Source organism: Streptomyces sp. AJS327 (genome assembly GCF_013450295.1).
Taxonomy (GTDB): domain Bacteria; phylum Actinomycetota; class Actinomycetes; order Streptomycetales; family Streptomycetaceae; genus Streptomyces.
The window spans coordinates 2,510,756-2,523,613 of record NZ_SKBR01000001.1 but is presented as its reverse complement, the minus strand read 5'-3'; the positions used below and the strand labels follow the sequence as shown (position 1 = coordinate 2,523,613).

General features: G+C 73.5%; 8 protein-coding genes. 3 read left to right on the top strand and 5 right to left on the bottom strand.

What is annotated here, in order from left to right; all coding sequences use genetic code 11:
- Positions 1-92: 92 nt before the first annotated feature.
- Positions 93-1,241, bottom strand: a complete 1,149-nt coding sequence (locus E0L36_RS10065) for an FAD-dependent monooxygenase (RefSeq protein WP_180928467.1) — start codon at positions 1,239-1,241, stop codon at positions 93-95.
- Between the two features lie 485 nt (positions 1,242-1,726).
- On the opposite strand from E0L36_RS10065, the gene E0L36_RS10060 reads away from it, so the two are divergent.
- Positions 1,727-3,634 carry a helix-turn-helix domain-containing protein gene (locus E0L36_RS10060; RefSeq protein ID WP_180928466.1) on the top strand — a complete coding sequence of 636 codons (1,908 nt, stop codon included), beginning with the start codon at positions 1,727-1,729 and terminating at the stop codon, positions 3,632-3,634.
- Between the two features lie 12 nt (positions 3,635-3,646).
- Here E0L36_RS10060 and E0L36_RS10055 read toward each other — a convergent pair whose 3' ends face one another.
- On the bottom strand, positions 3,647-4,798 hold the full coding sequence (locus tag E0L36_RS10055; RefSeq protein WP_308416688.1) for a transposase: 1,152 nt from the start codon (positions 4,796-4,798) through the stop codon (positions 3,647-3,649).
- 561 nt (positions 4,799-5,359) lie between these two features.
- On the opposite strand from E0L36_RS10055, the gene E0L36_RS10050 reads away from it, so the two are divergent.
- A complete protein-coding gene (locus E0L36_RS10050; RefSeq protein WP_180928464.1) occupies positions 5,360-6,226 on the top strand; it encodes an alpha/beta fold hydrolase in 867 nt (288 codons plus the stop codon).
- A 43-nt stretch (positions 6,227-6,269) separates the two neighbouring features.
- On the opposite strand, the gene E0L36_RS10045 is transcribed toward E0L36_RS10050, so the two are convergent.
- From E0L36_RS10045 to E0L36_RS10035, 3 genes are all read right to left on the bottom strand, one after another.
- Entirely contained in the window at positions 6,270-6,842 is a 573-nt protein-coding gene (locus tag E0L36_RS10045; protein WP_180928463.1) for a transcriptional regulator, read from the bottom strand.
- Positions 6,843-8,339, bottom strand: a complete 1,497-nt coding sequence (locus E0L36_RS10040) for a helix-turn-helix transcriptional regulator (protein ID WP_180928462.1) — start codon at positions 8,337-8,339, stop codon at positions 6,843-6,845. It abuts the gene before it with no gap.
- Between the two features lie 213 nt (positions 8,340-8,552).
- Positions 8,553-9,239, bottom strand: a complete 687-nt coding sequence (locus E0L36_RS10035) for a GntR family transcriptional regulator (protein WP_180928461.1) — start codon at positions 9,237-9,239, stop codon at positions 8,553-8,555.
- A 146-nt stretch (positions 9,240-9,385) separates the two neighbouring features.
- Here E0L36_RS10035 and E0L36_RS28260 point away from each other — a divergent pair, with 146 nt between their 5' ends.
- On the top strand, positions 9,386-12,793 hold the full coding sequence (locus E0L36_RS28260; protein ID WP_308416687.1) for a molybdopterin-dependent oxidoreductase: 3,408 nt from the start codon (positions 9,386-9,388) through the stop codon (positions 12,791-12,793).
- Positions 12,794-12,858 lie beyond the last annotated feature (65 nt).

Sequence of the window (12,858 nt, the reverse complement as noted above, 5' to 3'; positions counted from 1 at the left end):
GGGTCGGCGGCCCGTGACGAGCGGGCGCGTGGGGCGCGGCCGCCGTCCGCCCTCCGGCCCGGTGTGGGGCGCGCCCACCGGCCGAACGCCCCTCAGTAGCGGGCCGCGCGGAGGCGGGGACCGTAGGGCGCCGTGTCCAGCCACTTTCCGGCGTACGGCCAGAGGAGGGAGGCGCCGGCCGCCGACCACTGGAGGCAGCGCCGCCCCCACCGGGCCGCCAGCAGGTGGTCGAGGGCCTGGCCCGCGGCCCGCGCGTTGACCTCGGCGGCTGCCCGCCGTGTCCGGGCGTACTCCGCGACGGTGTCCTCCCGGACGGCGTGGGCGGCCGCCACGGCGTCCTGGATACCGGAGTTCATCCCGCGCGCGCCGAAGGGCGGTAGCAGGTGGGCCGCCTCTCCGGCGAGGAGGACGCGCCGGTGGGTGTCGGTGAAGCTGCTGGCGAGACGCCGCTGGAAGCGGTAGACGGAGGACCAGCTGATCCGTGCGTCCGGGTCGTGGGGGAACACGGCGGGCAGCCACCGGGACGCGCTCGCGCGCAGGTCGGCCGCGTCGTCTCCGGGGCGGCACTGGACGTCGACGCGCCAGCCTCCACGGAAGGGGACGAGCAGCACGTTGCGGCCGTCCGCGCCCGGGTGACGGTAGTGGAAGACGCGCTCGGGCCGGGCGGGCCGGGGACCGTCGGCGACGTCGACGACCACGAACTCGTTGTCCGAGGCGGCGCCTTCCAGGTGGATGCCGGACCGGTCCCGCACCCGGGAGCGCGCTCCGTCGGCCGCGATGACGTGTCCGGCAGGGTGCTCCCGGCCGCTCTCGGTGACGAGCCGCACGCCACCGGGGTCACCGCGCAGCTCGCTCACGGCGTCGCCCCAGACCGACGTGATGCCCGCCGCGTCGCAGGCCCGCCGCAGCTCGTCCTCGACGGCGGTCTGCGGCAGGCTGACGAAGGGGGCGGGCCGTCCCGGCCGGACGTCGTAGGTCCGGGAGTGGACCTGACGGCCGGCCCACAGCGTGCGTTTGGTGTCCCACACCAGCCCCTGCCCGGCGATTCTCCCGCCGAGGCCGGGACTGATCCCGTCGAGGAGGGCGAGCGTGGCACGGTGCACGAAGATGGCGCGGCTGCCCGCTCGGGGAGAGGTACGCGGCCGCGCCTCCAGGAGCGTCGTGTCCAGGCCGAGGGAGTGGGCCGCGAGCGCGGCGGCCAGGCCCACCGGTCCGGCCCCCACCACGGCGACGGCGCTCACGAGGCCCGCCCGGCGGGCCGGTTCGGGGAGCGGACGGGGAGTCGCTGCTGTCCGGACATGGAAGGGACCTCTCCGGCCGGGACGCGCGAGGGCCGCGCCGTACCCGCCTCTCAGACGGTCGTCGGGTGCCTCGCGGCCGTTATACCCGCGCCGGGCGTTCCGGTCGCCCCGGACGGGGACGGTATGTCATGTCGTTCCTCAACCCGACGGTTCCGGGGGCGGGTTGGGGCGTGGGGAGGCACGGCCCCGCACGCGGCGATCTCCTCCGGCGCCGGCTGTCCCCCGCCGGACGCCCGCCGCGGCGCGTCCCGAACGGCGCGGGCGGACGGCGGTGAGAACCGTTCCGAATTCCCGCATATCCGCCTCTGAAACGCCTCTGAACTGCCTGCTCACAATTCTTCACCGATACGTAGCGGCGGGATACACGCCATGCGATCATGTGGCAACCCAAGCTGATCACGTCTATGGCGAGACGAGGGGGAAGCATGACCGGAGCCTCAGCGAGTGATCACGTCCTCGACATTCTGGAACTGCTCGCCGCGGAGGCACCACCGAGCGCCGTGGACAATCTGGTGGAGACGGCGCGCGGCGCTGAAATGTCGTCCGGCGACGTGAAACGGCTGGAGCGGGCCAGGGAACTCGCTCTCGCCCTGCACACCCGGAACAGCAGACAGCAGCAGCGTGAGGCGGGGATGGTCCGACTCGTCGACGCGCTCCGGGATTTAGCCGCGGCACCGGACCTCGACGAACTCACCCAGGACATCGTCCGGCAGGCGCGTCTGCTCCTCAACCTCGACACCGCGTACCTCGGCTTCCGGGATTCCTCGACAGGCCGCTTACACATCCGGGTTGTCGACGGGCATGTCACCAGGACGCCGATGGGACTGGAAATACCCGCCACCGAGGCGGGACCGCCGCCGAACGCGGCGGGCGCCCCGTTCTGGACACCCGACTATCTCGCGGACCAGCGCGTCGGGCACGTGGAGAACCTGGACCGGATGGTCCGCGCGGAGGGCTTGCGCGCCCTGATCAGCGTGGCGCTGCGCGACGGCAGCGAGATGATCGGGGCGCTGTTCCTGGGGGCCCGGACGGTGCGGTACTTCACGCACGACGAGGTGTCCCTGGCGAGTTCCTTCGCGACGTTGGCGGCCGTCTCCATCCGCAGGACGCGGCTCTCCGGTCACGCCCGCACGCGGATCGCCGGTCTCAAGGCGGGGTTGAGAGAGGCGGAGAACCACGTCACCCTGCTGCGCCGGAGCAACGACGCCCAGAGCAAGCTCATGGAACTCGCCTTACACGGCAGTGGTGTGCGGGCCGTGCTCGCCGAGGCCGCCGACGCGCTCGGCGGCCCGCTCCTGTTGCGCGGCACCGACGGTGAAGTGATCGCGTCCACGGGTGAGATGCCGGTGACGGGTGACCGGGAACTGACGCGAGTGATCTTCGAGGCGCACGCCGCGCGGTCCGCGCTCACCCTCGGCAACGGCTTCTGGATCGCTCCGGTCATCGCGGGCCGGGAGGGGCTCGGCACGCTGATACTGCACTCCACGGAGACCGTGGACGAGTGCTGCGTCCGGCTCCTGCGGCTCACGGCCCAGCTCTGCGCCCTGCTGCTGCTCATGCCACGGAGCCTGGCCGTCACGGAGGTCCAGCTCCGGGACGAGTTCTTCGACGACCTGCTCATCGCGCCACCCTGGTCGTTACGGCAGCTGACGGAGCGGTCGCACCGGCTGGCCGTCGATCTGTCCGCCCCCCACGTCCTGGTGACGGCGCGCGTTGACGACGGGCTGCTGAGCCGGGCGGGCGTCTGGGCCACCTCGTACGCCAACCGGCTGAACGGGCTGAAGAGCGTGCGCGACGACTGCCTCGTCTTCCTGCTGCCGGGCACGGACGCCAGCCAGGCCGCGCGGTCCGTCCACGCGGAACTGTCCGCGCTGCTCGACCGTCCCGTGACGGTGAGCGCCGCCGGACCGGGCTCCGACCCCGCGGCGGTCGCCGATCTCCACCAGGAGGCCCGGCACTGCCTGGAGGCACTGACCGCGCTCGGCGGTACCGGCAGCAGTGCCTCCGCGCAGGACCTCGGCTTCCTGGGCGTGCTGTTGTCCAGGGACTACGACATCGGCGGGTTCATCTCCACCACGCTCGGACCGGTCCTGGAGTACGACCGGGAGCGCCGCACCGACCTGACACGGACGCTGTACGCCTACTTCGACGCCGGTCAACGGCCGAAGTACGCCGCCGAACTGCTGCACGTCCACGTCAACACCGTCTCCCGCCGTCTGGAGCGCCTCACCGAACTCCTCGGAGCCGACTGGCAGGAGCCGGGCCGGGCCCTGGAGATCCAGCTGGCCGCACGGGTGCATCGCATCCAGCACACCCTGACCGCCCGCCAGTGACCTGAGGTCCGCTCAGACGGGACCGGCGGGCGACGGCCCGCCCCGCGCGCCGAGGCAGTCACCCCGCAGGGACGCGTAGGCCACGGACGCCAGGGTCATATGCCGGTGCCATCCGGGAAACGACCGTCCCTCGAAGTCGTACAGCCCCACCCGGTTCCCCTTGTCCACGAGGTCCCGCGCGGCCCGGCGGCCGAACTTGGACAGCGCCAGCAGGGCCTCCGGGGCGGCCTCCGTCATGTCCGTGAGCCACATCCGCACCGGCGGCCTTCCGGGGTCGCTCCACTCCCCCACCAGCAACAGCGCGCCGGGCCCGCCCGCCACCTGCGGGGAGGAGACGGTGCCGGGCGGCTGGACCCGAACGGCGGCCACCAGCGAGGTCCTTGAGACACCTCCCGCGGCCGGGTCCGCCCACACGGCGGTGCGGCGGAGCCCCCGGACGGAGGCGAGGATCCGCTGGGCCGGGAGCCGCCCGCCGCCGAACCCGGGCATCGCGGGGTCGGCCACCTCCAGGCGCGCCGTGTCGCCGACCCGGCTGATGAGCGGGACGTTGGCCGACCTGACCCGGCGGAAGACGGACCCGAGGTCGTGCAGTTCGGTGTCCAGCAGGATCGGCCGGGGGGTGAGCCCCCACCGCCGGGCGGTGTCGAGGGCGACAGCGGTGGCGCACTCCTCCGCGCGCTCCTCCACCACGTCCGCGGGGATCGCCGCCCGGCGGCGCCGTACGGGGTCGCGCGCCCAGGAAGGGGGCAGGCACAGGCGCCAGTTGACGGGGGCGCTGACGCTCGCGCCGGTCATCCACACCCCGTAGGCCGACTGCCCGCTCATCGTCTGCCCGGCGCCCGGCCCGACGTGCTGCTCGACACCGACCGAATGGCGGCCGGTTTTCGGTATGAATAAGGACCTCACCACCCAGACCGTGGAGGGGCAGCACTCCTCCAGACCGCACGCCAGCTTCCGGCGTATGGGAGTCCAGTCCCAGGTGGAATCGCTGATGAAATGGTGCATGCTCTGCTCGGCGGCCGGTGTGCCAACTCGGGCCGCTATGTTGCGCATTGATTTGCGGCCCGAGGCATGGAGTAAGCCGTCGAGGTATTGCCTGGCCTTCAACCGCTGGTCGGTTCTGCGTAAGGAAGTGAACAGCGCGGAACTCAGTTCAGCGGCCACGTCCGTGACGGCTTGACACCGCGCATCTGCTCGGTTAACAGATTCACAGTCCTTGCGCAAGGAGATGAGCGTCCCGTTCACGTTTCTCCTCCAGGTGCTTCGGCCCACAGTTCCCGCTCGACGGTAAACCGCCACGAAATACGGGAGGAGGTGGGCCGATCACCCGCTTCGCCAGACCCCGGGTTTTCCTTTCATCTCGCCACGTCCCCGGACGTCACCCCTCGTGCCACGAGAGGCCCCTTCGTCACTGCGCGTTGCGGCAACGCCGTTACCCCCGACGGGAAGGTGTATCGATCACCTGTCAGGGCGGGAACACGATTGCCCGCCCACCTCGCACCGCGAAATGTGACGGCGGAGCCCGGCGGGAGCGAACACCACGTCCCCGGAGACACCACCTCTCCGGAACAGCGCGGGCTCAGCTGAGCCTGCCGCCTCCCGATCGGGCCCGGCACCGCACCTCGCGTAGCGGCGCCCCGCCGGTACGCGGAGAACACCGCCACCGAAGAACAACGGAGAACATTCGTTCAAGCCGCCGGGTCGCACGCCAAGGAGGATGGGTCCATGACTCCACGCGACAGCGATCCACGGCCGAACGACGACACCCGCGTCACCGGGGAGGCGGTCCGCCTCCCCCTGGAGCGCGGCGACCTCCACGTCCGCCAGGACGGCCCGCGCGACGCCCCGGCACTGCTGCTCATCCACGGGTCGGCCACCTCAGGTCGCTCGTGGGACGCGCTGGTTCCGCTGCTGACCGACGCCCACCGCGTCATCCGGGTCGACCTGCCCGGGCACGGCCACTCGGCCGAACCCGCCGACGGCGACTACGACATCACCGAGCAGGCGCGCACCCTCGCGGCCGCCCTGGACCGGCTCGACGTCCCCCGTGTCGTGGCCGTCGGCCACTCCAGCGGCGGCTACACCGTCACCGCGCTCGCGGAGGAACGGCCCGACCTGGTGAGCGCGCTCGCGCTCGTCAACTCCGGCCCGTCCATGGACGCCTTCATCGCGACGGGGACCCTCGAACTCGACCCCGCCCGGTGGCCACCGGGTGACGAGCGGATCCGCGAGTTCGCCAGCGTCGGATTCCGCCAGGGTTACCAGGTACCGCAGGAACTCGTCGACGAACTGCGCGGGATGACGTACCACGCGGTGACCGCGGCCGCGGGGGCGGCGGTCGCCTACCTGAACCAGCGGGCGCTCCCGGACCGGCTGCGATCCGTCGGCAGGCCGCTACAGGTGATCTTCGGCGACCAGGACCGGCGGTGGCGCCCCTCCTCCGCGGCCGACTACCGCGCCGTTCCGGGCGCGCGCGTCACGATGCTGCCCGGCGCCGGGCACACGCCCATCCTGGAGGAGCCCGCACGAACCGCCCAACTCCTCCTGGACTTCGTCGAGTCGCGGTCCGCGGAGGCCACCGGAGCCAGCTGACCGGCCCCGTCCCCTCCCCACCCGGACCCGGGTGGGGACCGGGTCAGGCGGCGAAGCCGACGGAGGTGACCCACTCGTACTTGCCCCAGTCGCTTCCCAGGTCCTGGAGTTCGGTGTCCCAGGCGTCGGCCAGCGCCTCCTCGTCCTCGGCCTGCCAGGCGCTGACGATGTCGTCCCAGCGACGGATCCGCAGACGGCGGAAGGGCAGGGAGCGGCGGCGCGGGTCGGGGACGGTGGTCTGGTCGAGGGGGTGGATCTCCACGCGGGTACCGCCACGCGCGTTGAGGCGGGTGAGGAGGTGGCGGGCGACGTTGCGGCGCCGGTGGGCGCGGTACGCGGCGTCCAGACGCTGGAGGTTGGCCGGGTTGGGGCGCTGCTCGCCGCGCGTCCATCGGGCGAGGGTGCGGGGGGTGACGGTGATGCCCGCCTCGCGCATGGCCTGCCGCCCGGGGGCGGAGTCGAGATAGCGCAGCCGAGCGCGGAGGCCCCGCCGCTGGGTGACCGGGGTGATGATGCCGCCCTCCAGGGCGAGACGGTCCAGCACCCGGGCGGCGGCCTGGGAACCCTTCTCGCCCCGCGCGCCGTAGAGCCCGAACTGGCGTGTGCGGTCCGGCACTTACCCCTCCCCTGCCGCGACGCCGACGGTGTAGGCGTCCTTGACCTTGACCTGGTGGACGTCCCGTCCCTCGGTGAAGACGGACCGCCAGTCCCCGGTGAGGTGGAGTTCGTCGGTGCCCATGACGCGCAGGACGCGCAGCCCGGCGCGGTGGGCCCGCTCGGCCTTGTGCCACAGGTTGGCGAACGCCTGGGAGCGGATGGCGTGCACCCAGTCGGGGCGGTAGATCTCCCGGTTGTAGTTCGACTCCCCGGCCGTGGAGACGAACTTGCTGTACATCGCCTTGAGGTACTCGACCGTCACCTCGTCGCCCGCCTCCAGCGCGGCACGGCGCGCGTGGACCATGCCGTCCCGCATCTTCTCCAGCAGACCCTCGCTGGCACCCGAGGTGAAGGACTCGTGGATCAGCGGCGGGGCGCACCAGCCCTTGTCCGCCGCCCGCAGGAGGAGGCGGAGGGTGGGTTCGGTGATCCAGAGGGGTCCGGGCTCCTCCCGGTTGCCCAGCGGGCTGGGCATGTGCGGGTGCGGCCAGGTGGGCGGGGTGACACGGTGGATGCCGGAGCGGCGCCTGTCCCAGGCGGGGCCGCCCTCGTCCGGGCCGAGGTGGTGTTCGAGGGCGCCGATGGGCAGGTGTGTCTTGAGAGCCGAGAGATAGGCGCCGTTCATGTCGAGGGCGGTCACCGCGTACTCCCCGGGCGGGAGAACGGCCGCGTCGACCGACCACTTCGGGCGGGCTTCCCAGACGTCGTCCGCGTCGCGGCCGGGGCGCCGGTGGAGCAGGTCGGGCAGGGCGGGATGGCAGCTGAAGTCGTACCGCCCGCCCGCGCGGCAGATCTCCAGCAACTCCATGACGTCGGGGATGGCCTTGCGGACCAGGGCCGCGGTCGCCGCCTCGGTGTCGCCGCCGTGCTCGGCGAGCGCTGCCCGCACACGGCCGGTGATGAACTCCACCGCCTCCGGGGTCTTCTGCTGGGACGGCAGTTGCCGACGCGCGCCGTGGTGTCCACGGGACGCCGAACGGGCCCGGGTGGAGGGCGGGTTGGCTGGCGGCCGGGCCGGGCCGGGCGGGTTCGCCGAGTGGGGGGCGGCGGCTGACGCACGGTCCACGGGTGGCTGTTGGGGCGCCGCCGGGGCGGCCGCGCTGACGGAGTTGGCCGGGCTGGCCACACCGGCTGGGGAGTGCTCGCCGTTCGCCCCGGCACCGGCCGCGTCCCCGGGGACCATGGGAGCGGCGGGCGGGGGGAAGCGTTCGGCCAGCGCCTGGAGCAGTTGGAGGTAGGCCGTGCGGCGCGGCGGGCGGGGTTCGCGTTCGCCGTTCTCCCACTCGGCGACGGTCTCGCGCCGCTTCAGCCCCAGTTCCCTGGCGATCTGAGCCTGGGTCAGTCCGGCCGCCCTGCGCAGCCGGGCCCGTTCGGCGGGGGGTGGGAGTTCGGCCCCCGCGGCCTGCGCCAGCAGGGCCTCCACCCCGGCGAACACGTCATGCTCCTTGTCGCACATGGCCCTGGACCCTAACAGCTCACGCGGTGCGGGAACGTACGTGAAACGTACGGAGCGGCCCGTCAGCGTCCGCCGGGCGGACCCACGACTCCGGCCCCACGCGCCGCGATCCCGGTGGCGCCACCGGGAGGTGAACGCCCGCGCGCGGAGCCGAGGTTCGGGCGGCGGCGGGGCGGGCCCCGGGGTGGGCCAGTGGGTGGTGGCGGCCGCGACTCAGGCGGGGCCGGCGGGCTCCTGTCGCGCGGGGGTGGCGTCGGGGGGTTCGGCCGCCCACTCGCCCCGGACGTGTTCCAGGTGCCGGGCCATGACCCGCTCGACCCTGCTGGCGTCCCGGGCGAGCAGGGCGTCCAGCACCTCGAAGTGCTCGGGCGCGGTCTGTTGCAGGGTGCCCTGCTCGGCGAGGGCGCTGACGCCGTACAGCCTGGTCTGGTCGCGGAGTTGGGCGATCGTCTCCACCAGCCGGGTGTTCCCGCCGAGTTCGAGCAGGCCGAGGTGGAAGCGGCGGTCCGCCTCCAGGAAGACGGGGATGTCGCCGGAGCTGGCGGCCGTCTCGATCTCGGCGGCTATGGGGCGGAGGGACTCGATGTCCTGGTCGCTGGCGCGCTCGATCAGGGCGAGGACCCCGGGGATCTCCAGCATCCGGCGCATCTCCCCGATCTCGTCGAGATCATGCTCGCTGATGGGCACGATGCGGAAGCCACGGTTGCGGACGGGCTCCAGGATGCCCTGGTTGACGAGGGTGAGCATGGCCTCGCGGACGGGGCTGTTCGACACTCCCAGCCGGGTGGCGAGGGCGGAGGCCGAGTAGATCTCGTTCGGTCCGATCTCCCCCGAGACGATGGCCTGCCGCACGATCACCAGCGCCTGTTCCCGCAGGCTGACGCGCTTCAGTCGTTCCACCGACGCCTCCCTCTCGCTTCCCCCGCGCACCTTGACACCAGGATTCGGCGGTTCGCATACTACAGCGCATCGCTTGTCGGTAATCGATTACCGTCCACATCGGTTCCGGTCCGGGCACCGCCGCCCCCGCACGTGAGGATCCGCTCGTGTCAGCAGCAGAGAAGAAGCGTGGGTACTGCACGCTGTGCCGGTCCCGCTGCGGCGCGGTCTACACCGTCGAGGGCGGCCGGATGACGCGGGCGGAACCGGACCCGGCCCATCCCACGGGCACCGCCCTGTGCCCCAAGGGCCGCGCGGCCCCGGAGATCGCGCACAGCACCCGCAGGCTGACGAGCCCCCTGCGCCGCACCCGGCCCAAGGGCGCGGCGGACCCCGGCTGGGAGGAGATCAGCTGGGAGGAGGCGCTGGACACCGTCGCGGGGCGGCTCGACGCGATCCGCGCGGAGAGCGGGGCGGAGTCGATCGCCTTCGCCGTCACCTCCCCGAGCGGGACGCCCATGTCGGACTCGATCGACTGGGTAGAGCGCCTCATCCGGCTGCTCGGCGCCTCCAACACCTGCTACGCCACCGAGATCTGCAACTGGCACAAGGACGTCGCGCACACCTTCACCTTCGGTAGCGGACTGCCCACGGCGGACTACGCCTCGACCGATCTGGCGGTGCTGTGGGGCCACAACCCCGCCAAGACCTGGCTGGCCCAGGCGGTCGCGGTGCGGGAGGGGCGCGACCGGGGTGCCCGGCTCGCGGTGGTCGACCCCCGGCGCTCCACCAGCGCCCGGGACGCGGACCACTGGCTGCGGATCCGGCCGGGCGCGGACGCCGCCCTCGCGCTGGGCGTCGCCCGGTACCTGCTGCGCGGCGAACGGTACGACGCGGACTTCGTCCGCTCGTGGACCAACGGCCCGCTGCTGATCCGTGACGACACCGGGCAGCCGCTCCGCGCCACCGCCCTCGACCCGGAGGCGGGAGACGCCTTCGTCGTCTGGGATCTCGCGGCGGGCGGCCCCCGTCCCTACGACACCCGCGGCCCGGCCGAGCGGCCGGAGGACTTCGCGCTGCGCGGGGAGTACACCGTCACTCCGCCCGGCTCGGACCCGGTGGTGGTCCGCCCGGCCCTCGACCGGTACGCGGCGGCCTGCGAACCGTGGACCCCGGCGCGGACCGCCCGGCACACCTGGATCCCGGAGGCGGAGATCCGCGCCTTCGCCGAGGAGTTCGCCGCGGCCCGGAGCGTGGCGTACCACTCCTGGACGGGGGTGGGCCAGCACGGCAACGCCACCCAGACCGAGCGGGCCATCGCCACGCTCTACGCCCTCAAGGGCTGCTACGACGCGCCGGGCGGCAACGTCGTCCTGCCCCGGGTGCCGGTCAACGCGGTCACCGCGACCGACCAGATGGCGCCGGAACAGCGGGCCAAGACACTCGGGCTGCGGGAACGCCCGCTGGGGCCCCCGGCCACCGGCTGGGTCACCAGCGGCGACCTGTACGACGCCATGCTGGACCACGTCCCGTACCGGGTGCGGGCGCTCCTGGGGTTCGGCGCCAACCTGCTGGTCTCGCAGCCGGAGCCGGAGCGCGGCCGGGAGGCCCTGCGCGCGCTGGACTTCCACGTGCACTGCGATCTGTTCATGAACCCCACCGCCGAGCAGGCGGACATCGTGCTCCCGGTGAACAGCCCCTGGGAGCGGGAGGCCCTGAAGATCGGCTTCGAGATCAGCGAGAGCGCCCAGGAGCTGGTGCAGCTGCGCCAGCGCATGGTCGAGCCGGTCGGCGCCTCCCGCTCGGACACGGAGATCGTCTTCGAGCTGGCCCAACGACTCGGCCTGGGCGCCGAGTTCTTCGACGGGGACATCGAGGCGGCCTGGAACCACGTGCTGCGCCCGAGCGGCCTGACCACCGGGGAGCTGCGCGCGGCGCCCGGCGGCGTCCGGTTCCCGCTGCGGACGCGCTACCGGAAGTACGCGGAGCGGGACGCCGGGGGCCGCGTGACCGGGTTCGCCACCCCGAGCCGCCGGGTGGAGCTGTACTCGGCGCGGCTGGCCGGGGCGGGACAGCCGGGGGTGCCCGAGGCCGGGGAACCCGAGGCGGGGGCGGAGGCCGCGCCCGGGTCCGGGGCGCGGGCCCGGGATCCGCTGCCGTACACGCTGACCAGCGCGAAGAACGGCTACTACTGCCACAGCCAGCACCGCTCCCTGGCCTCGCTGCGGCGCCGCCACCCGGAGCCCACCGTCGACGTGGCCCCGGAGCTGGCGCGGCGGCGCGGCTTCGGGGACGGGGACCTGGTGCGGGTGACGACTGGGCGGGGCGCGTTCCGGATGCGGGCGGTGCTGGCCCCGGACCTCGACCCCCGGGTGGTGGTGGCGGAGTACGGCTGGTGGGAGGAGTCGCCCGAGCTGGGACTGCCCGGGGCGGATCCGGTGCGGGGCGGGGCCAACTTCAACGCGGCCGTCTCGGGCAGGCCCGCCGACCCGGTGAGCGGTTCCCTCCAACTGCGCGGGGTCCCCTGCGACGTGCGGGCGGACGGCGCGGCGCCCGGCCGGGATCCGGGCCGTCCACGGGCGTTCACCGTGCGGGAGATGACCCCGCGGGGGCGGGAGGTGACCGAGCTGCGCCTGCGTCCGGCCGACGGCGGCCCGGTGCTCAGCCACCGGCCCGGGCAGTACGTCGAGGTGACGCTCACCGGGACGCCGGAGGCCGGGCGGGTGGTCCGGCCGTACTCGCTGACCAGCGCGCCGGGCGAGGACCATCGGGTGGCCGTGCGGCTGCTGCCGGGTGGTGCCGCGTCCACGCACGTCCACACCGGCCTGCGCGAGGGGGACACCGTCTTCCTCGGTCCGCCGACGGGCGGGTTCACCCTGCCCGTGGACCCCCCGTTCCCGCTGGTGGTCCTGGCGGCCGGGGTGGGGATCACCCCGTTCGTCGGGCAGCTCGCGGAGATCGCGCGGCGGAGCCCCCGGGGGCGCCGCGTCACCGTCCACCAGGGCGACCGGAACGGCGGCGACGCCTGTTTCCGTGACCGGCTGGCGCGCCTCGCGGAGGAGGTACCGCGGCTGCGTCTCGTCCGGCATCTGAGCCGTCCGGAGCCGGGGGACCTGGACACCGGCGGCGATGTGCGCGAGGGGCGGGTGTCCGCCGGGGCCGTGTCGCAGCGGGACGTGGACGAGCGGGCCCGCTTCTACCTCTGCGGCCCGGACGCCATGATCCGGGAGGTGACGGAGGGGCTGGTGGCCCGCGGGGTACCGCGCTTCGAGATCTTCTCGGAGCGTTTCGCGCCGCCACCGCTGGCGCTTCCCGAGGGCGACGCGCGGCACACCGTCACCTTCCGCACCTCGGGCACCACGCTCACCTGGCGTCCCCAGGACGGTCCACTGCTGGACCTCGCGCAGCGCAACGGGCTGCGGCTGCCCAGCGGTTGCCGCGTCGGCCAGTGCGAGAGCTGCGCGGTGCGGGTGCTGTCCGGTTCCGTCACCCACCTCACCGATCCGCCCGACGCGCAGGACGCCTGTCTCACCTGTCAGGCGGTCCCCACCACGGACGTCGTCCTCGACGCCTGATCCACCGCTGTCTCACTCCCGCCCCACCGGCGGTCCCGTCCGACGAGCCCCAGGAGAACCCGACC

Excerpts from the sequence above, each read along its gene's own strand:
- E0L36_RS10060 (WP_180928466.1), top strand. The coding sequence starts at position 1,727 with ATGACCGGAGCCTCAGCGAGTGATCACGTCCTCGACATTCTGGAACTG.
- E0L36_RS10050 (WP_180928464.1), top strand. The coding sequence starts at position 5,360 with ATGACTCCACGCGACAGCGATCCACGGCCGAACGACGACACCCGCGTC.
- E0L36_RS10040 (WP_180928462.1), bottom strand. The coding sequence starts at position 8,339 with ATGTGCGACAAGGAGCATGACGTGTTCGCCGGGGTGGAGGCCCTGCTG.